The sequence below is a fragment of the Caballeronia glebae genome, assembly GCF_001545035.1.
GTDB classification, from domain to species: domain Bacteria; phylum Pseudomonadota; class Gammaproteobacteria; order Burkholderiales; family Burkholderiaceae; genus Caballeronia; species Caballeronia glebae.
Window position 1 is genome coordinate 56,033 of the sequence record NZ_FCOJ02000015.1, and the last position, 18,670, is coordinate 74,702.

At 62.2% G+C, this 18,670-nt stretch carries 19 protein-coding genes; 3 read left to right on the forward strand and 16 right to left on the reverse strand.

The annotated features are described in order from the left end of the window. Positions 1–290 precede the first annotated feature (290 nt). Complete coding sequence (locus AWB82_RS12845; protein WP_200818096.1) at positions 291–797, forward strand: MarR family winged helix-turn-helix transcriptional regulator; 507 nt, start codon at positions 291–293, stop codon at positions 795–797. 49 nt (positions 798–846) lie between these two features. Here the strand turns inward: AWB82_RS12845 and AWB82_RS12850 are convergent, their stop codons facing one another. The 12 genes from AWB82_RS12850 to AWB82_RS12905 form a co-directional block, all read right to left on the reverse strand. Then, positions 847–1,470, reverse strand: a complete 624-nt coding sequence (locus AWB82_RS12850; protein ID WP_086967553.1) for an N-carbamoylsarcosine amidohydrolase — start codon at positions 1,468–1,470, stop codon at positions 847–849. Positions 1,471–1,489: 19 nt separating this feature from the next. Further along, positions 1,490–2,524 (reverse strand): M29 family metallopeptidase, encoded by a 1,035-nt coding sequence (locus AWB82_RS12855; protein WP_086967555.1) that lies wholly within the window; start codon positions 2,522–2,524, stop codon positions 1,490–1,492. After that, positions 2,511–3,359, reverse strand: a complete 849-nt coding sequence (locus tag AWB82_RS12860; RefSeq protein WP_086967557.1) for an alpha/beta fold hydrolase — start codon at positions 3,357–3,359, stop codon at positions 2,511–2,513. The genes AWB82_RS12855 and AWB82_RS12860 overlap by 14 nt, the downstream gene beginning before the upstream one ends. 11 nt (positions 3,360–3,370) lie before the next feature. Then, positions 3,371–4,123, reverse strand: a complete 753-nt coding sequence (locus AWB82_RS12865; protein ID WP_086967559.1) for a maleate cis-trans isomerase family protein — start codon at positions 4,121–4,123, stop codon at positions 3,371–3,373. Positions 4,124–4,157: 34 nt separating this feature from the next. Then, complete coding sequence (locus AWB82_RS12870; RefSeq protein WP_086967561.1) at positions 4,158–5,123, reverse strand: amidohydrolase family protein; 966 nt, start codon at positions 5,121–5,123, stop codon at positions 4,158–4,160. Positions 5,124–5,194: 71 nt separating this feature from the next. Beyond that, positions 5,195–6,385, reverse strand: a complete 1,191-nt coding sequence (locus tag AWB82_RS12875) for a xanthine dehydrogenase family Fe-S subunit (protein ID WP_086967562.1) — start codon at positions 6,383–6,385, stop codon at positions 5,195–5,197. Positions 6,386–6,395: 10 nt separating this feature from the next. Further along, entirely contained in the window at positions 6,396–7,232 is an 837-nt protein-coding gene (locus AWB82_RS12880) for an FAD binding domain-containing protein (protein WP_086967564.1), read from the reverse strand. Then, positions 7,229–9,634 (reverse strand): xanthine dehydrogenase family protein molybdopterin-binding subunit, encoded by a 2,406-nt coding sequence (locus AWB82_RS12885; RefSeq protein ID WP_086967567.1) that lies wholly within the window; start codon positions 9,632–9,634, stop codon positions 7,229–7,231. The genes AWB82_RS12880 and AWB82_RS12885 overlap by 4 nt, the downstream gene beginning before the upstream one ends. A gap of 20 nt (positions 9,635–9,654) precedes the next feature. Continuing rightward, entirely contained in the window at positions 9,655–10,164 is a 510-nt protein-coding gene (locus tag AWB82_RS12890) for an aromatic-ring-hydroxylating dioxygenase subunit beta (RefSeq protein WP_086967569.1), read from the reverse strand. Beyond that, a complete protein-coding gene (locus AWB82_RS12895) occupies positions 10,165–11,457 on the reverse strand; it encodes an aromatic ring-hydroxylating dioxygenase subunit alpha (RefSeq protein ID WP_086967571.1) in 1,293 nt (430 codons plus the stop codon). Next, complete coding sequence (locus AWB82_RS12900; protein ID WP_086967573.1) at positions 11,444–12,688, reverse strand: NAD(P)/FAD-dependent oxidoreductase; 1,245 nt, start codon at positions 12,686–12,688, stop codon at positions 11,444–11,446. The genes AWB82_RS12895 and AWB82_RS12900 overlap by 14 nt, the downstream gene beginning before the upstream one ends. Before the next feature lie 14 nt (positions 12,689–12,702). Continuing rightward, entirely contained in the window at positions 12,703–13,008 is a 306-nt protein-coding gene (locus tag AWB82_RS12905; protein ID WP_086967575.1) for a non-heme iron oxygenase ferredoxin subunit, read from the reverse strand. 189 nt (positions 13,009–13,197) lie between these two features. Here AWB82_RS12905 and AWB82_RS12910 point away from each other — a divergent pair, with 189 nt between their 5' ends. Both AWB82_RS12910 and AWB82_RS12915 read left to right on the forward strand, forming a co-directional pair. After that, the gene (locus AWB82_RS12910) at positions 13,198–14,100 is read left to right on the forward strand and encodes a DMT family transporter (RefSeq protein ID WP_086967679.1); all 903 of its coding nucleotides are present in this window, start codon (positions 13,198–13,200) and stop codon (positions 14,098–14,100) included. Between the two features lie 21 nt (positions 14,101–14,121). Continuing rightward, entirely contained in the window at positions 14,122–15,246 is a 1,125-nt protein-coding gene (locus tag AWB82_RS12915; protein ID WP_086967577.1) for a DSD1 family PLP-dependent enzyme, read from the forward strand. Between the two features lie 16 nt (positions 15,247–15,262). Here the strand turns inward: AWB82_RS12915 and AWB82_RS12920 are convergent, their stop codons facing one another. From AWB82_RS12920 to AWB82_RS12935, 4 genes are all read right to left on the reverse strand, one after another. Continuing rightward, complete coding sequence (locus AWB82_RS12920; protein ID WP_086967579.1) at positions 15,263–16,441, reverse strand: L-dopachrome tautomerase-related protein; 1,179 nt, start codon at positions 16,439–16,441, stop codon at positions 15,263–15,265. A gap of 79 nt (positions 16,442–16,520) precedes the next feature. Beyond that, entirely contained in the window at positions 16,521–16,802 is a 282-nt protein-coding gene (locus AWB82_RS12925) for a DUF3325 domain-containing protein (RefSeq protein ID WP_086967581.1), read from the reverse strand. Between the two features lie 139 nt (positions 16,803–16,941). Beyond that, positions 16,942–17,193 carry a hypothetical protein gene (locus tag AWB82_RS12930; protein WP_086967583.1) on the reverse strand — a complete coding sequence of 84 codons (252 nt, stop codon included), beginning with the start codon at positions 17,191–17,193 and terminating at the stop codon, positions 16,942–16,944. 153 nt (positions 17,194–17,346) lie between these two features. Then, positions 17,347–18,561, reverse strand: a complete 1,215-nt coding sequence (locus AWB82_RS12935) for a YeeE/YedE family protein (RefSeq protein ID WP_086967585.1) — start codon at positions 18,559–18,561, stop codon at positions 17,347–17,349. Positions 18,562–18,670 lie beyond the last annotated feature (109 nt).

Genomic DNA, 18,670 nt, shown 5'->3' on the forward strand with positions numbered 1-18,670 from the left:
TCTGGGTGAGGTGACGTTCAACGCATTCGCCATTTAATCAGCATGCTGATTATTCGTGCGCTTCGTTGACGAGCGCACGAGCAGATCCGCTCTGATGCCTGCGCGACGCATCGTGCTATTGACTTCGTGTATTGACTTCGATCATTGACATCCGGCGCTCCAGACATCAGCATTTCGTCAGTACGCTGACGGATAGATTTGTATCCGGAAAAAAATGGGAGCGCAACTGTGATTGCACCTACAATCTTTGCATTCCTGTGTCGCAAAACTACTTCGATAAAGGGTTAAGGATGGGCACCGTTGCCGAGAAAAAAGCTGCTGTTACCGATGGCGGCATCGAGACCGGACACTTGTGGCAGCGCCCGGGGTTTCTGGTCCGGCGGCTCAATCAGATTCATATCGCGCTCTTTTTCGAGTGCTGCAAGGACTTCGCCATTACGCCCGTGCAATACGGCTTGCTGACCACGCTGAGCGAGCGGCCGGGGCTCGACCAGACATCGCTGTGCGCGGAAGTCGGCGTCGATCGCACGACAATGGCCGACGTGCTGCGCCGCCTCGAAGAACGCGGCCTCGTGAAGCGCGAGCCGAGCCCTCACGACGGACGCCTCAAGATCGCGAACATCACCGCGAAAGGACGCCGCGCGATGAAGGACATGTACGGCAGCATGCGCGAAGCCCAGGTCAAATTTCTGGACCCGCTGAGTCCCGAAGATCGCGTTCATTTCGTGCGCATGATGATGAAACTCGTCGAAGGCAATAACCAGTACGGACGCACTTCCCTCAAGCATTTCGATTGACTATCGCGTCGCGGCGCGCTGGCTCAAGGCGCGCCGTACTACGAGACGATCAAAGATCCTTGAGCAGTTCGAGCGCTTCGTCTCGCTTCATCACGGCGGCGTACTTCTGCGCCATGTCGAAGAGATTCGCTTCATGCGGCGCGATGGCGCGATCGCCGACGCAATCCGACAGCACGAACGGACGAAAGCCGTATTGCATCGCATCGACGACGGACGATCGCACGCAACCGCTCGTCACCGCGCCCGCGATCACGAGCGTGCGCACGCCATGCTGCGTGAGCCATGCGGCAAGCGACGTGCCGAAGAACGCCGACGGCGCCGTCTTGCGCACGACGAGTTCGCCTGCGCGCGGTGTCAGTTGCGGCACGATCGCGCTGTCGTGCGAGTCTTCTTTCAGCGCAAGCAGGCCTGGAACTTTCATCGTGAAGATGTTGTGATCGGCGTCATCGTCGGCGAAAACGATGCGGCTATGCGCGACCGGCCAGCGCTTCTCGCGCGCATGCGCAAGCAAGGCAACGGTGTTCTCGATGGCCTGCGGGATATTGCCGCCGCCGAACACCTCGGGATTCGCGAAGCCGTTCACGAGGTCGACGATCAAAAGGCCGACCGGCGCTTTCGGTTCGAGCGTCGAGCCGAAGCTCTGACGCTTGTAGGTTTCGATATCGAGGGACATGTGCGTGTTTTTTCGTGAATCAGCGGTCGAGCACCACGCCATCGCGCACGACGGGCTCGCCGTCGAGGAATACATCGCAATGACGTAGCGGAATGTCGATATGACAAGTCGTCGTGCGCTTGCCGCCGGCTTCGTTATTCGGTCCGAGCGAAAACAGGAAGTTGCCTTCGAACGCGCGCGCATCCATGCCGATGGTCGCCTCGCGATCGTAGAGCCCGAGCGTCGACCAGTGCGCGCGCGGCTGCAAGCCCCAGCCTATATGTGAAATCGCGTAGGCTTCGGGATCGTTGAAAGTCGCCATGTATTGGCTAAGCAGTTGCGCGTCGATGCCGCCTTCAATTCGCTTTGCATAACCGCCTTCGACGGTCAGTTCGATGCGTTCCTGCACATAGCTTTTCTGCGGCAGCAGGATATCGCCGCGATCGATCACGATGCGGCCGTGCGCCTTGTAGTCGTTCGGGAAAGTCAGTGCGAAGCCGCTCGGCCAGTGATCCCAGCGTCCCGGTTCATCGACGAAGCCGTATTCCGCAATCGGCTGGAACTCGCCAAGCGGACAGCGAAAATCCGTCCCGGCAGCAGAGACGATATGCATCTCTTTCGCACGCGCGATGCGCGCCTGCGCCGCGAGCACGCGTTCGCGGTCGGCGAGCGTCGGCACGAGACGCGTGAGCACTTCGGGCGGTTCCACCGCGAGCAGGATCTTCGTGCCGGTCTTGAGTATGTCCAGTTGCTCGGGCGAAAACAGCAACGTCATCAGATCGAGCACGAGATCGCTTTCCTTCAACGCGGCGATCGCGGCGCGATTGCCCGTCAACGGTGTCGTGCCGAGGTACGCGAGCGAATCGCGGCTCAACGCCTTCTCGCCGTTCACCGGAGGCAAGTCGAGGCGATTGACGATTGCGCCCATCGATTGCGTCGCGATGAGCGCGGTCGAAAGCGTTTGCGGATGCGTCGAGGCACTCGTGAGAATAGTGACGGTTTGCCCCGCTTCGAGACGTGAGAGCTTGAGCACCTTCGTCCACGCATCGACCATCTGATAGTCACTGACTGGCATGATTGCCTCCCTCGACGAGCGTCGGAATGGATGCGCCAAGGAAATCGCCGAGTGCGGCATGAAAGCCGGCTTCGTCGTCCCATGGAATCATGTGGCCGGCGTTTTGCACGCGTGTGTGCTGGAGATGCGGCACGAGTGCGCGAATCTCTTCTACATCGTCGTCGCGCACGACGTCGCCTCTGCCGGCCGTTACGAGCAGCGCGGGTATTCGCAAGTGCGCAAGACCGGCGTGAATGTCGTCGGTATGAAAGCCCTCGAAGCTTGTGCGGATCGCGCGTTCGTCGCACGTATGAAGCCATTCGGCGCGCAGCGCGAGTTGTTCATCGGTCCAGGTCGGACAGAAGGCGCGCATTGCGTCGGCGCTCATGCCTTCGCGCGATTGTCGAATCGAATCGATATACCACGGCAATTGCGATGGATATGCGCGGCGCCCCGGCCCCGAAACGGGCGGATCGATCATCGCGAGACGCGCCATGCCCGCCGGCTTTGAACGCGCCGCGCGCATGCCGATGCGCGCGCCCATAGAATGACCGACGACGCTGTATCGCCCGAAACCCAAAGTAGTTGCAAATGCAATCAGATCGGCGGCCTGGGCGTCGAGGCTATAGTCGAGCGAATCCGACGCGGACGATAAACCTCTCCCGCGCACGTCGAGCACGTACACATCGAACACCTTGCCGATATGTTCCGCGACGAATCCCCACGTCACCGCCGGGCTCGTGATGCCCGGCACGACGATCACCGGATCGAGTCCCGTGCGAGCGCCGCCGTAGCGCAGATAATGCTGACGGATGCCGTTCGCCTGAACGTTCGCGCCGTACAAATAGGTCGACATGTCGTCCTCGCTCAATATGCGCCGGACAGCAACGCGCCCGCGCCGGGCACGACGGCGTCAAGTCCGAGTTGCTTGAGCATCGCGTAGGTCGTCGCGACGGCCGCGGTGACGACCGGCTTGCCCGTCATCGCCTCGACTTTCGCGATCGCCGGCAGCGAAGGCATCTGCACGCACGCCGACAGCACGATGGCATCGGCTTCCTGATATCGCATCGACATGACGATCTCCGGAAGCTTGCCCGGATCGTGCCGGCCGACTTCGAGGTTGTCGGGAATTTCTAGCGCGCGATAGTCGATCACGTCGTAATCTTCGTGGCGGATATAGTCGACCACGAGCTCGGTCAACGGCTTCATATAGGGCGTGACGACGACCACGCGTTTCGCGCCGATCACCTTCAATGCATCGACCAGCGCGCCCGCGCTTGTGATGACCGGCGCATCGCCGCCGTTCTCGACGGTGCGCTCGTGCAGGCGCTTTTGCGACACGCGATGATAGCCATGCCCCATCGCCATGATCGCGACGAGACACGCATAGCCGAGCACATCGACGCGCGCATCCGACAGTTCCACGGCGCAACGATCCGACTCCGCATCCATCGCGGCGAGTTCTTCCTTCACGACCTTCTTCATGCGCATGCGGCTCGAATGAAACGTGAAGCGCTCCGGACGAATCGTCTGACGCGCGAGCAACATCGCGGGAATCTCGGTCTCCATCGTCGTATTCGAGCTCGGCACGATCTGGCCGATGCGGTATGGCTTCGTCATTTGCTGCTCCATGTCCTTGAGTTTGTGCGGGATGTCAAAGGCGGAAGAGGCGCTCCGCGTTGCCGTGGCAGACGAGCGCTCGCGTCTCGTCGTCGAGCGGCGCACGTTCGATGAAGTCCGCCGCGATCTCGGTCGATTCATATGGATAGTCCACCGAGAACATCACCGCTTGCGCGCCCATTTCACCGATGGCGCCGATGAGCGCGGGCGCCGAGCACACGCCCGAGGTCGTGATCAGGATGTTCGTGCCGATGTACTCCGAAGGCGCGCGTTCGAGGCTCAGTCCGTGCGAATACACGGCGAAGCGGCTGTCGAAGCGCCAGCGCAAGAACGGCAGACCTTCGCCCATGTGGCCAAGAATGATCTTCAGATTCGGGAAGCGATCGAACACGCCGCTGAACAGCAGGCGCAACGCGTGGCTACCCGTTTCGACGCCCCAGCCCCACGTCGCGCCGTTGAGTTCGGGATGACCGTCGAGCACGCGCGGATTCACGAATGCATCGGTGGGATGCAGATACAAAGGCACGTCGAGTTCCTGCATCGTTGCCCAGAAAGGATCGTAGGCGCGGTCGTCGTAGTAGGTCCCGAGCGTATGACCGTTGACGAGCGCGCCCTTGAAGCCGAGTTCGCGAACGGCGCGCGTCAGTTCGGCGGATGCGGCTTTCGCGGTGTGCATCGGCAACGTTGCGAAGCCGCCGAAGCGCGACGGATGACGCGCGATCTGTTGCGCGAGAAAATCGTTGCACTCCTTCGCGCGGCTGATGGCGAGCGCCGCATCCGGCTCGCCCTGCACGCTCGGACCCGTCTGCGAGAGAATCGTGTAGTCGATGCCCGCGCGGTCCATTTCAACGATGCGTTGTTCGTCGAAATCGGTCAGGCGCGCGGCGAGATCGCGCAGGACTTCAGGCGCGATGTGCTGCGTGAAGCTCTTCGAATAGCTCTGGAAACCCGGCGTGCTGAAGTGCTCCTCCAGCGCGATCTTGCGAATCCGCTTGCTCATTTGAACTCCATTTGATCAGTAGGCTGACGATATGACCGGACATCGAGCCGAGACCGGCCCGATACACGCGTTCAATCGCCCTTTCCGAAAAGCCGTTTGATGCGCCCCCAGACAACGCTCCATACGAGGCTGCCCGCATTGAACTTCGCGGACGATGCCGACAGCGCCGCCTCGGGCGCCGCGCTTCCGCCGAGCTGCGCCGGGATGCGCGCGCCGAAATCCGCGATCATCCGGCGCACGAAATCCTTCACGAGCCCCGAGCGCGAGAATTGCGCGAGCGGTCCCTGCAACATGTATTCGAGCGTGACGGCCACGCGCGTTTTTGCGCCGCCGTCTTCGCTGCTCAATGCGTAGGTCACGTCGCCGTTGGCGCGCGAGCGGCTGATGTTGTCCTGCCCTGCTCCGCGCATGACCGCGCGATGGGCAGCGTCGTCGCGATCGAGACGCGCCGCGCCAGCGAAGTTCGCGGACATCGGTCCGAACTTGATCGCGATCTTGCCTTTCACGCTTTCGCCGTCGTGCTCCACCAGTTCCGCGCCGGGAAGACACGACGTGACCGATGGAAGATCGCCCATGAACGCCCACACCTTTTCGAGCGCGAAAGGCACGACGAAGCTGTCGTCGATCGCGGTCCAGCCTTTGCGTTGCGCCGTTGGCTGATCCGGGGATGCCGCGCTCGTGGCAACGGGCGCTTGTGGTGCAGCGGCCGGCGCGGCCGCGAACGTCTGAAACGCGGGCGCGGATGTAGTTGCATCGCTAACTATCGCGCGGGCGACGGGCGCGTCCGCGATCGGGTTCGTCTTCAGATCGGCAAGCACCGCCTTGATCGCTGTGACGATCCCCATAAAGCCGGTACATCGGCACAGATTGCCCGACAGTTCGAGCCGGATGCGCGCTTCGTCGGCATCGGGAAAGCGGCGCACGATATCGCGCGCGGTGATCAGCATGCCGGGCGTGCAGTATCCGCATTGCAGGCCGTGATGAATCGAGAACGAACGACGCAGACGCTTCATCAGTTCGTCGTCGTCGAAGCCTTCTATGGTGCGTACTTTCTGTTGATCGCATGCGACCGCGAACGTGATGCACGAGCGCACCGGCTCGCCCTCGACGAGCACGGTGCATGCTCCGCACACGCCGTGCTCGCAGCCGAGATGCGTGCCGGTCAGATTGTGCGTGTCGCGAAGAAAGTCGCCGAGATGCACGCGCGATTCGATATCGCCGCGCACGGCACGGTCGTTGATAGTGAGTTCGATGACGGACATGGCAGTCTCTTTAAACTTCATTCGCGTTCGACACGCCGAACGCTTGCGCGAGACAACGTTCGAGCGCTGCCGTATGAATCTGCCGGTCGATGCCGTCCGCGTTGGGCATCGCGCTCGTCACGGCTTGCGCGAGCGCATCGTCGGTGGCGGCAGACAGGCCGCGCTGCGCGATTTGCCGCGCTAGATCGTCGAGTGCGGCCGGCGGGCCATCGAGTGCGCCGAGCACGAGACGTGCGAGCCCGGTGCGCGCGTCGAATGCGGCCGATGCGCTCGCGTGTGCAAATTCGCCGGTCTTGCGGCACAGCTTGTAATAGCCCCAACGAAGCGTCGGGCCGAGCTTCGGTAGCAGCACGGCGGTGATGATCTCGCCGTCTTCGAGCAGCGTCGTGAATGCGCCGAGCATGAATTCGCTCGCGCGTACTTGCCGCGTGCCGGCCGCTTTCGATAGCTCCAGACGCGCATCGAGCGTGGACAATGCAAGCGGCCAGTCGGCGGCGGGATCGGCATGAGCGAGACTGCCGCCGATGGTCCCGCGATTGCGAATCGCACGATACGCGATGCCGCCCGCCACATGCTGCAGGTACGGATGACGCAGCAGCGCGTGCTTGCCGTCCTCGATCTCCGCATGCGTGACCGCCGCGCCGACACGCACGTACTCGTCCGCATCGGAGACGTGGCGCAGGTCCGCGATGCGCGATACATCCACGACCCGGCCCGGCCGGGCAAGACGCAGATTGAGCATCGGTCCCATCGACTGACTGCCGGATATGGGCTTCGCGTTACTCAATTCCCTGAGCGCGTCAGACAGCGACGTCGCCCTCACATACTCGAACGCAGCGGCTTTCATCCCGCCACCTCCTGAGTCAGTTCTTCGTTACTCGTCGCTTTGCGAGCCTTCGCGGTTTCAATCGCGGCAAGCAGACGGCGCGGCGTCAAGGGCGTTTCCGACACTAGCGCGCCGATAGGCGTGAGCGCGTCGTTCACTGCGTTGAAGAGCGCGGCCGGCGGCGCGATGGCCCCGCCTTCGCCCACGCCTTTTGCACCGAACTCCGTATAAGGCGACGGCGTTTCCATATGGATGATCTTCAAAGATGGCAACTCGGTCGGCCCCGGCAAGATGTAGTCGGCGAGCGTCGACGTGAGCGGTTGCGCGTTGTCGTCGTAGAGCGTTTCCTCGTAGAACGCGGTGCCGATGCCCTGCGCCGTGCCACCGATCGTCTGCCCTTCGACGACCATCGGATTGATCATGCGTCCGCAATCCTCGACGATCACGTAGTCGAGAATCTCGACATCGCCCGTCTTCGGATCGACCGCGACTGCCGCCGCGTGCGTCGCATAGCTGAAAGCGCCCGTGTCGACCTTCGGCTTGAAACCCTGCGTCGCTTCGAGGCCGGCGAGATTCACGCCGGCGGGCAAGCGCTCGGGACGCAAATACCATGCGGCCGCGATATCGTGAATCGGCACGCGACCCTTTGCGCCGATCACTTCGCCCTTCTCGAAGCGCACGGCATCGAGTTCTTCGCCGAGCAAATGCGCGCCGATGAAAAGCAGACGCGGCAAGAGCTCGCGGCACGTGGCAGCCACCGCGCCGCCCGCCATCACGATGCTGCGCGACGCATACGTGCCCGTCGAATAGGGCGTGAGCGCCGTATCGCCATGCACGACCTTGATCTTTTGCAGCGGCACGCCAAGCACTTCGTTCGCGATCTGCGCAAGCGTCGTCTCCATGCCCTGTCCGTGCGAATGAATGCCCGCGCGCACTTCGAGCCCGCCATCGGCGGTGATGCGCACGGTCGCGAGATCGTAGCCCGGCACCACGGGCAAGCCCCATGATGCAAACACCCCCGTGCCGTGCGCCGATTGCTCGGTGAAGGTCGCGAAGCCGACGCCAACGAGACGTCCGTCCTTCTCGCCCGCTTTCTGCCGCGCGCGCCACTTCGTCACATCGAGTTGCGCCACCGCGCGTCGCAGGCTTTCCTGAAAGTCGCCGCTGTCGTAGTGCTTCTTCACGACGTTCGTATAAGGCATGTCCGCGCCGCGCACGAGATTGTCATGACGCACTTCCCACGCTTCGCGTCCGACCGCGCGCGCTATCGCATCCATCGTCAGTTCGATCGCGAAGCAAACGCCCGTGCGCGCCACGCCGCGATAAGGCAGAAAGCCCGGCTTGTTGGTCGCGGCGCATTGCGTGCGGCAGCGATAACCGCTGAAATCGTAGGGCCCGGGAAGATTGCCGAGCGCCTGCCCCGTTTCGAGGCCGATCGTGAAAGGCCATGCGGAATACGCGCCGCCGTCGATCAAAAGCTCCGCATCGAGCGCGAGCAGACGGCCGGTTTTATCGGCATAAGCGGTCAGTTGGTAATGATGTTGACGCGAGTTCGCACCCGCGATCAGATGTTCGCGCCTATCCTCGATGAAGCGAAACGGCGTCTTGTACGTCAGCGCGAGCCATGCGATGCATAGCTCTTCCTGCTGCAATACGCACTTGTAGCCGAACGCTCCGCCCACGTCGGGCGAGATCACGCGGACTTGCGCATGATCGACGCCCAGACATTGCGACAGCACAGTGCGAATCATGTGCGGTACTTGCGTCGACGTGATGACGACGAGTTGTGAATGCGTGTGGTCCCAATACGCGAGCACGGCCTTGCCTTCCATCGGCACCATGCATTGACGTGCGAGATCGACCTTCTGCTTCACGACGACGGGCGCGTCCTTCGAGCGCTCGTCGAAGTTGACGTCGGCCTTGAGGTCGAGAAAAAGATTGTCGGTCCAGTGATCGTGTACGCGCACGTCGGTGCGCTCGCGAGCGGTAAAAGCATTCGCGAACGCCGGCAACTCGTCTAGATCGAGTTCGATTTCTTCAGCGATATCTTCAGCTAGTGCGCGCGTTTTCGCGAAGCACATGGCAACCGGCTCGCCGACGAAACGCACCTTGCCCGATGCGAGCGGCGGATGCGACGAAGATTTATAACTGGGCAGGCTCGAATCGGCGACGATATCGGTGGCGCTTTGCATATCGTCGCGCACGACGACCTGTGCCCCATGACTCGCCGGCTTGCCGATGCGCGCGATACGCGCATGCGCGACGGGACTGCGCAAGAACGCCACTTCCTGCAAATCGGGAAACGTATAGTCGGCGACGAACTTGCCCTTGCCGTGCAGATGCCGCTCGTCTTCGCGACGCCGCACGCGCACGCCGACGCCACCGCTTTCGGCTGGCGCTTCCATGTGTTCGATATCACTCATGCGCTCTCTCCCAACGATGTTCAGACAGGGTAAGCAAGATCGTTCGCGATCATCGCGGTGTCGTAGACCGCCTGTCTTTCCTTCAGCAGAAGAACGTTACCATTGCGCGCGAAGCGGTCAAAAAGCCTGCCCGCCTGATGCATCGTCGTCGCGCCTTCCACGAGCGTTTGCAGCAGCATGTAGTTGCTCTGCGCGACGATTTCCTCGTCGGTCGCGTTCAGAATGCGCACATTGGAAACGAAGTGCAGCATCTGGCGCGGCGCGAACATCTGCGTGCGTGCGATAGCCACGGCCCGGTCGCGCAGCATGTCGCGCCCTTCCGCATACACGAGCCCGACCGGAAAGCCGTTCGCGACGTTCTCGTATTCGGTCACGCGATAAAGACAGTTCTCGGTGAAGAATTCCGGCCAGCGCTCGATGTCGCCGCCATCCAGCGCCGCACAATACTCGGCATGAAAGTCCTCGACCGCGGCGCGCGCGATGAGCGCCTTGTCGTGCGCGATGTTATGTTTTTCGAATCCTGGCAACATCTAGAACTCCATCACTTCACGATAATGTTTGTACATGGCGCGAATGGCAGCCTCGGAGATCAGGTTGTCAGCCGTGCCGATCTTGTCGCCGTCCAGCTTGATAATGCTGCGGTCGCTCACCGAGCGGCGCACGCCCTCCTGGACGAACTTCATCGCTTCGTTATCTTCGAGTCCGAGAAAGCCCGATGGTCCCATCAGATTGCCCTGACGCAAACGGTGACGCACCATGTCCTCCGTGTCGTCTTCGTAGCCGAACATGGTCCATAGCATGATCATGCTGTGCGGTCCATTCGGCACGATATGACGAACGCCGAGCGTATTCATCTCGCGCTGCACGATAAGATTGGGCCAGATGGTCTGCATCGTCACCGACCATTCGGAGTCGAACTCCTTGACGAAGTCGAGAAGGCGTTCGTCGCTCAACGTCATGCCGTCGTGGAAGGAACGCATCTCCTTCTTCTTGTCTTCGTCGATGGTGGCATAAAGCGAGTCGCTTTTCGCCGAAGCCATCGTGCCGTGGATGCCGTACTTGCTATCCGCGACCATCGCCGAGCGATTGCCCGCCACAAGCAGGCCGAACACGACGAGGAACGAATGCAGCAGCGTCGCGTGATACGGGTCCTTCAGATTCTCGTGATACATCTTCCAGTTGCACGGCAGTTCGTTCTTGTAGAAGCCCAGCACGCGCAGGCGCTTGCCGTTGAACACGGCGTCGAAGTCCTTGAGAATCTCGGGCGTGAGATAGTCTTCGAGCGATTCCATGTCGTGCGCAAAGGATGCGAACACGACGCCGTTGCGCGTCGCGACCGCGAGCTTGCGCAGGCCGTGTGCTTCGTTGCGGAAGTCCTTCGGCATGCCGCCCAGCTTGTTCACACCACGCCGGAACGGCACGCCTTGTAGATTGCCCTTCAGGTCATACGACCATTGGTGATACGGGCACACGAACTCCTTGTTATTGCCGCGGCTGTGGCGACAAAATTCCGCGCCGCGATGCGCGCAGCGATTCTCGAACACGTTGATCGAGCCATCTTCCGCGCGCGAGACGACGACCGGCGTCGGTCCCACATAAGAGCGCTTGTAATCGCCGGCATTCGGCACTTCCGCTTCGAGCGCGACGAAGTTCCAGGTGCGGCCATGAAAGATGCGTTCGACTTCGCGCGTATAAACGGCTTCGCTCGTGTACACCCAGTCCGGAATGCATTGCAGTCCTTCTTCGGGCCACGCGAGCCCTTCGATAGGCGGGTTTTTCGATAAAGGCGTATGAATGCCGATGATGGTTTCAGTCGAGTACACCTTGAACTCCCGAGTGTGTTGAGCGAACCAGCTTGTCGAGCTGGCGCAGCTTGATCGTGGGGTCGGCGAGCATGGCGGCGTCGACCGGCACGGCTTCTTCGACGAGCCGTCTCAAGGCGCGCAGTTCGCCGCCTTGATTGATCGCGAGCACATGGACGATGACGCCCTCGCGCAGTCCCATGAGCACGGTCTTGCCGTCCACGCCCGCGCGTTCTATCCATTCATCGACCGCGCCATCGGGCATGCCGAGCATCTGGATATTCCAGTCGTATTGATCGGTCCAGAACCACGGCGTCGGCGCATACGCGATCGCATCGCCGACAATGTTGCGCGCCGCGACGATCGCCTGTTCCTGCGCGTTCTGCCACGATTCGAGACGCGTTGCGCGATCGTTGGCGCCATACGGGAAGTTCGCGCAATCGCCCGCCGCAAAGACATCGTGCGCGGATGTGCGGCAATGTCGATCGACGACGATGCCATTGTTCGTCGCGATACCCGCGGCCTTGGCGACTTCGTCGTTCGGTTCCTGTCCGATAGCGATCACGCACAGGTCGAACTGCTCGGCACCGACCTGCACGCCAGTCGCGCGTTCCGTTGCTTGCAGATTCGTCGCGTCGAATACGAAGCGCATGCCATGTGTTTCGTGCTTCGTGCGCAGACGTTCCGCGAATATCGGCGGCAGCGCGCGGCTCAATAAGCGCGATGCCGTTTCGAACACGCTCACGTCGAGGCCGCGCGTTCTTGCGCTCGCCGCGAATTCCAATCCTAGAAAGCCGCCGCCGATCACCGCAACCGATTGCGCCGTTGCGAGCCGCGCACGCAGACGCATCGCATCGTCGAGCGTGCGCAGATAAAACGTATGCGGACCCTCGGGCGCGCCCGGCAACTGGCGCGCGCGGCCGCCGGTCGTCAGGAGACAATGGTCGTAGCGAAGTTCGTCGCCACGTTCGAGCGTCGCGACGTGCGATTGCGTATCGAGCCGCAGCACACGGTCGTTGAGCCATTCGATGCACGCTTCGCCATATAGCTCGATGGAATGCACCCAGCCACGGAAGCAATCGTCGTCTTCCTTGGCTGTGAGCACATCCTTCGACAGCGGCGGCCTTTCATACGGAGCATGGCGTTCATCGCCGACGAGCACGATGCGCCCTTCGTAACCATGCGTGCGCAGCGCTTCTGCCGCGCGCGCGCCAGCCTGTCCCGCGCCGATGATCAATGTTGTCCGAGTCATGATTTGCGCGCGTATCAAAGATCGACGTAGATCTCGCCGCCTTCCACCTGCACGCCGTACACGCGAATCGGTTGCGTGACCGGCGCGCACAGCGCGGCTCCCGTGCGGATATCGAAACGCCCCTGATGCAGCGGACATTCGATGCAGCCATCTTCCATATAGCCGTCGCTCAAGAGCGCGAACTGATGCGTGCAAACGTTGTGCGTGGCATGCACTTCTCCATCGAGCAGATAAAGCGCGATGCGCTCTTCACCGATGATCACGCCGAGCGGTTCGTCTTCCACGAGATCGGCGAGCTTCGCCGCGAGCTTGAGTGCCATCTGTCGCTCCTTCAAAACTGATCAGTATGCTGATGAAGTTATTGACCGTATCCTAGCAGGACTTTTCGGCGAGTCAACCTGATCAAAAATAATGGCTTTCCCCTAGAGAAACGGGGTGAAAGAGGTCCGGGCCTGTGTCGTGGCCGCAGCTATGCGATGATTCGAGGCTCCGTCATGTCATCGAACGTCATGCCTTCCACCGCCCTCACGCGCACGAGCCATCTGCCGCTTGCGAGCATTGGCTTCATCCTTGCTTCGATGTTGTGCTTCGCGATCGTCGATACGCTCGCGAAAGCCGTTGCGCTGCACTATCCCGCCAACGAGCTCACGTTCTTCCGCATGTTATTCGGCCTGGTTCCAGCCGTTGCCGCGTGCGCTGTCGGCCGGCGTTCGCTGATCGATCGCCTGAAGCGTCTCGACTTCAAGGGACAGACCTGGCGCGCGCTCACGCTGCTCGGCGCGTCCGGCTTCTTCTTCGCGGGCTTGCCCTATATGCCGCTCGGCGAAGCGGTGGCGATTGCCTATTCGGAGACGCTGCTCGTCGTCGTGCTCGCGCCGTTCATCCTGAAGGAACGTCTCACCGCGCGCTCGGCCGTGGCCGCACTGATCGGCTTCGCCGGCGTGCTGCTCGTCGTGCGTCCGGGTGGTGGCGAGTCGAACTGGCTCGGGCCGGTGTTGCTGCTGCTCAGCGCGTTGTGCGGCGCACTTTCGATCATCCAGATCAAACGCATCCGCGCAACCGACGACTCGCGCACCACAGTCCTCTTTTTCACGATCGTGGGAACGGTCGTCACTTCGGGCACGCTTGCGTTCAGCTGGAAGACGCCCGCGCTCGATGCGCTCGTCTTGATGGCGCTTCTCGGCGCATTGGCGACTGCCGGGCAAATCCTGATGACGGTCGCGTTTCGACGCGCCGACGCCGGCACGCTCGCGCCCTTCAACTACACGAGCATCGTGTGGGCGGCGTTGTTTGCCTATGTCGCGTGGGGCGAAGTCATTGCGCCGCTTTCGCTCGCGGGCATCGCGTTGATCGTGGGTAGCGCAATCGCCGTTGCGTGGCAACGCAAGCTGCCGGAAGGACCGATCGCCTGATCATCGCTTGATAAGGGAATCATGAATCTCGAACGACTCGACACGCCCGCCGCGATCATCGATATCGCGAAGATGCAGCACAACATCGACAGGATGCAGACGCGCATGAACGCGCTCGGCGTGAAGTTCCGTCCGCATGTGAAGACTTCGAAATGCGCCGATGTCGCGCGGGCGCAGATTGCGGCGGGCGCGCAAGGCATCACCGTATCGACGCTCAAGGAAGCCGAAGCGTTCTTCGCTGCGGGCATCGAGGACATTCTCTACGCGGTGGGCATCGTGCCCGCGAAGTTGCCGCGCGCGATGGCCCTCAAACAGAAGGGCTGCGATCTGAAGATCATCGCGGACAACACGGTGGCGGCATCGGCGATCGTCGAGTATTGCAAGCACGCGAACGATACGTTCGAAGTGTGGCTCGAAATCGATACGGATGGTCATCGCTCAGGCCTCGCGCCCGACGACGACGCGCTCGTCGCGATCGGCCGTGTGCTCCAGGAAGGCGGCGTCGAAGTCGGCGGCGTGATGACGCACGCGGGCTCAAGCTACGAACTGAACGATCCCGAAGCGCTCGCCGCACTCGCGGAACAGGAGCGCGCAGGATGCGTGCGCGCAGCCGAACGTCTTCGCGCGGCGGGCATCGCATGTGCAACGGTGAGCGTCGGTTCGACGCCGACCGCGCTGGCCGCGAAACATCTCGAAGGCGTGACCGAAGTGCGCGCAGGCGTCTACGTGTTCTTCGATCTCGTGATGGCGAACGTCGGTGTCTGCGCTTCGAACGATGTCGCGTTGAGCGTGCTCACGAGCGTCATCGGTCATCAGCCTGACAAGGGTTGGGTCATCGTCGATGCGGGATGGATGGCGATGAGTCGCGACCGTGGCACGTCGAAGCAGACGCACGATTACGGCTATGGGCTCGCATGCGCGCTCGACGGCACGCCTCTCGAAGGCTGCGCGCTCGTCGGCGCGAATCAGGAGCACGGCATTCTCGCCGTCGAAAGCCGCGATGATCTCGCGACGCGCTTTCCCATCGGCATGAAGCTGCGCATCTTGCCGAATCACGCATGCGCAACCGGCGCGCAATATCCCGAGTATCACGCGCTGGCGAGCGACGGCAGCACCGTCGTATGGCCGCGCTTTCACGGATGGTGATGTCGCCCGACGAACGCTATCCCGCGAGGCCGTGCGACGGCTGCTTCGGCAAGCGCGCGCGAAAGATCGCGAACTTGCCCTCGCGCGGATAGCCGTTCGAAAAGTTGGTCTCGTGGAGATGCGAATCCGCGATGTAGAGATAGCCGTTCGATATGGCGAAGCCATCGGCCCATGACAGCGCCCGATGCTTGCCGACGAACGTGCCTTGCCTGAGCGTTGGCTTGTCGTCATGCTCGATAACATTGAACGCGACCACCGTGCGGTTCTCCAGATCGCCGCCATACAGCACGCCGGCCGGACTCATGATGAGGCCGCCCGTCAATGCGCCGTCGCCGAGAAATTGCACGCGCTTCGCGAGTTCTTCGGCCGACAGCGATGCATCGACGAGCGCATCCGTCGGAACGCGCCAGTAATGATGATCGGTCAGCGGCCGATAGTAGAGCCACGCACGATCCGGCGATAAAGCGATGCCATCGGTTTGCAGCACGAGCACGCCGCCATCGAGCTTGCGCGCGATCCGATCGCCGAACATCAGATGCTGCTGCGGATCGGACACGCTGGATCGATCGCCCGCGAGCAACAGGCGCGATTCGCCGCTCTTCAGGTTCGTCGCGACCACGCCGCCCTGATTGGCCGCATTGCTGATGAACGCATAGCCGTGCCTGTGATCCACGCGTATGTCGTTGAGCGAGTCTTTCTGCGTGACGAGCTTGCCGTAGTCGAACTGACGCACGATCTTGCGCGTCGCGAGATCGAACTCGACGAGCTTCGGCGGCTGACGCATCTGATCGACCGATGGCAAGGATGAATCCAGCGCCCACAGATGATCGTGTTCATCGACCCACAGCGCTTGCAACGAGATCCATTGCTTCGCGCCGTCTTCATCGGGCTTGAACACGTTCCAGCTTTCGTCCGGAAATGGCGTGAGCGCGCCCGTCTTCGTATCGACTTCGACCATGCTGTAACGCGAGCGCTTGACAGATGACGGCGCGGTCGCGAACACGCGCCCTTCGCGCGAAACGCCTATGCCGACGAGACGAAAGTCGTCGTCGAACGTGGCGACGGTTTCGAGAAGCGACGCCTCGCCCGATGCGGCATGCACGGCGCTTTCGAAGCCGAGGGTAGCGAGCAATCCCGCGCCGATCGAGGCGAGCACACGACGGCGCATCGTGCTGAGCGAATCTTCATCTTTCATCGAGTGTCTCCTCGAAAGCCGGGAATGATGTATCTATCCGACGAGCATCGCTTGATGCCAGGAATAAATCGCCGGCATGTCAAGGCGCGGAAAACCGTTCGTAAGCTATAAGACAGCCGTACACGAGCACTGCCGCAAGACTCGTGCTGCCGCTAAAGTCGACGAGCCCGAGCGCCCATTCTTCGTCGCCGACGATGAAGCGCAGCGCAAGCGCGAGGCCGCACCACCCCGCGACGCGAAAGCCGCGCGATTGCCCGTCGCGAAGCGCGCGAGCGAACAGGTACATCTGATGGCGCTCCATCGAGGCGGCCATGCAGCCGAATGCGATTACGCAGAAAGCTATGCCCAGGAGATACGTCATACGCTTTCCCGTTCGCGCTCAGGCAACACGGCGCGCGCGGCTGTCGCCGGGATTCGTGATCATCACGCGACCAGCGTTGAAACGCGATGCGCTTTCGGGCGCATCGGCAAAGGAAAAATGTGAAACGAGCGGACGACGTTTATTCTTCGCCCGTCACCCATTTTTTGGTGGCGTGATAGCCGCGCTTCGAAGTATCGGCGATGGCGTGTCCGGCCGATTTCGCGCCGTCGCCGACAGCATGCGCCGCGTCGCGCGCCGCGTGTCCGGTCTGACGTCCGGCCGATTTCACGTCTTCCTTGAACTGATGCGCGCCCGATTCGACGCTCGCCTGCGCGAGCGGGCTGAGCGCGATCAGCAGGGCCGGAACGATGAGCAAAGTAGTCTTTTTCATGCCGACGATTTTCGCACAGCGCGCGGCCCGCGGTCTCTGTTCGCGAGATCGTCACGCAGGAGAGTTTCTGCACACAAACGCAGAGAGCGATCGAAAAAAATGTCTGCGGCTCGCGCTCGATTCCACAAAAAAACGGAACGCGCGATGTAAGTCTTAGCAAGACGCCGGCCGCACACGCTCGACTTCGAGCCCGAAGAACGGACGCAGTCGCGTGCCGACTACATTGCCGAAGAACGCCGCGACGAGCCACAGCCATCCGTGCAGGCTGCCCGACACGATGCCGCTGAAATAAGCGCCGATGTTGCAGCCATACGCGAGCCGCGCACCGTAGCCGAGCATCAGGCCGCCGACGATGGCCGCGATCAGCGAGCGCATCGGCACGCGCCACACAGGCGCATAACGGCCCGCGAGTGCGGCGGCGAGCATCGCACCGAGCACGATGCCGATATCCATCACGGAGGTGACATCTTGAGAAATCGGCGCGGCGAGCGCGGCCGCGTTGGCCTTGCTCATCCAGTACGGCCAGCTCGCCGTATCGACGCCGAGGACCGCCGCCGCTTTCGCGCCCCACAACGCAAACGCGGACGTGATGCCCCACGGACGCCCCGACAGCGCAAGCGTCGCGAAGTTGAGTACGGCGAGCGCGATGCCGCCCGCCACGAGCGGCCACGGCCCATGCAGCCAAGGCGACGTGTGCGCCGGTTGCACGTGCGCGGCGACGAGCTTTCCATGACGCCGTTTTTCGATGACGACCGTCACCGCCGCGATCAGCGCGAACGCGAACCAGTTGACGGCGAGCGCGGGCCCGGCGCCGAGCGTCTTCACGAGCGATACCGGTTGCAGTTGCGGCAGCGCGGTCCAGAACGGCATGTGCGCGGTCGCGATGACGGAACCCGCGATGAACGCGGCGAGCGTCACGATCATGCGCGTGTTGCCGCCGCCGACCGCGAACAGCGTGCCCGACGCGCAGCCGCCGCCCAGTTGCATGCCGATACCAAAGATGAACGCGCCTACCACAACGGACGTTCCTGCCGGCGACACGAGCCCGGTCACGGGCATGCCGAAGAGCGACCCTGCGGCGAGTGCAGGAAAGAACAGCGCGACGCCCACCGCGAGCATCAGCATTTGCGCGCGCAGTCCGGCGCCGCGGCCATCGGCGATGAACACGCGCCACGCCGAAGTAAAACCGAACGCCGCGTGATAAAGCGAGACGCCGAGCAGCGCGCCGACCACGTACAGCGCGGCCTGCCGCGCGCCGACGGCTTGCCCGAGATACACCGCGCCGAGCACGATGAGCAGCGCGGCGATGCCGAGCGGCTTCGGGTTGATGTCCGCGCGGCGCGGAAGAGAAGTTGCGATATCTGACATGGGGATGGGCATTTCGAAAAAAAGCGGAACAGCCCGCTATCTTCTCGCGTTTGGGCGATCTTCGCAGGCGGCACGGCGCTTGCATCGCCCGGTGCATCGAAGCCCCTTC

Excerpts from the sequence above, each read along its gene's own strand:
- AWB82_RS12865 (WP_086967559.1), bottom strand. The coding sequence starts at position 4,123 with ATGACGAAGCCATACCGCATCGGCCAGATCGTGCCGAGCTCGAATACG.
- AWB82_RS12925 (WP_086967581.1), bottom strand. The coding sequence starts at position 16,802 with ATGACGTATCTCCTGGGCATAGCTTTCTGCGTAATCGCATTCGGCTGC.
- AWB82_RS12885 (WP_086967567.1), bottom strand. The coding sequence starts at position 9,634 with ATGAGTGATATCGAACACATGGAAGCGCCAGCCGAAAGCGGTGGCGTC.
- AWB82_RS12855 (WP_086967555.1), bottom strand. The coding sequence starts at position 2,524 with ATGCCAGTCAGTGACTATCAGATGGTCGATGCGTGGACGAAGGTGCTC.
- AWB82_RS12935 (WP_086967585.1), bottom strand. The coding sequence starts at position 18,561 with ATGTCAGATATCGCAACTTCTCTTCCGCGCCGCGCGGACATCAACCCG.
- AWB82_RS12870 (WP_086967561.1), bottom strand. The coding sequence starts at position 5,123 with ATGAGCAAGCGGATTCGCAAGATCGCGCTGGAGGAGCACTTCAGCACG.
- AWB82_RS12845 (WP_200818096.1), top strand. The coding sequence starts at position 291 with ATGGGCACCGTTGCCGAGAAAAAAGCTGCTGTTACCGATGGCGGCATC.
- AWB82_RS12860 (WP_086967557.1), bottom strand. The coding sequence starts at position 3,359 with ATGTCGACCTATTTGTACGGCGCGAACGTTCAGGCGAACGGCATCCGT.
- AWB82_RS12920 (WP_086967579.1), bottom strand. The coding sequence starts at position 16,441 with ATGAAAGATGAAGATTCGCTCAGCACGATGCGCCGTCGTGTGCTCGCC.
- AWB82_RS12850 (WP_086967553.1), bottom strand. The coding sequence starts at position 1,470 with ATGTCCCTCGATATCGAAACCTACAAGCGTCAGAGCTTCGGCTCGACG.
- AWB82_RS12880 (WP_086967564.1), bottom strand. The coding sequence starts at position 7,232 with ATGAAAGCCGCTGCGTTCGAGTATGTGAGGGCGACGTCGCTGTCTGAC.
- AWB82_RS12910 (WP_086967679.1), top strand. The coding sequence starts at position 13,198 with ATGCCTTCCACCGCCCTCACGCGCACGAGCCATCTGCCGCTTGCGAGC.
- AWB82_RS12890 (WP_086967569.1), bottom strand. The coding sequence starts at position 10,164 with ATGTTGCCAGGATTCGAAAAACATAACATCGCGCACGACAAGGCGCTC.
- AWB82_RS12875 (WP_086967562.1), bottom strand. The coding sequence starts at position 6,385 with ATGTCCGTCATCGAACTCACTATCAACGACCGTGCCGTGCGCGGCGAT.
- AWB82_RS12915 (WP_086967577.1), top strand. The coding sequence starts at position 14,122 with ATGAATCTCGAACGACTCGACACGCCCGCCGCGATCATCGATATCGCG.
- AWB82_RS12900 (WP_086967573.1), bottom strand. The coding sequence starts at position 12,688 with ATGACTCGGACAACATTGATCATCGGCGCGGGACAGGCTGGCGCGCGC.
- AWB82_RS12905 (WP_086967575.1), bottom strand. The coding sequence starts at position 13,008 with ATGGCACTCAAGCTCGCGGCGAAGCTCGCCGATCTCGTGGAAGACGAA.
- AWB82_RS12930 (WP_086967583.1), bottom strand. The coding sequence starts at position 17,193 with ATGAAAAAGACTACTTTGCTCATCGTTCCGGCCCTGCTGATCGCGCTC.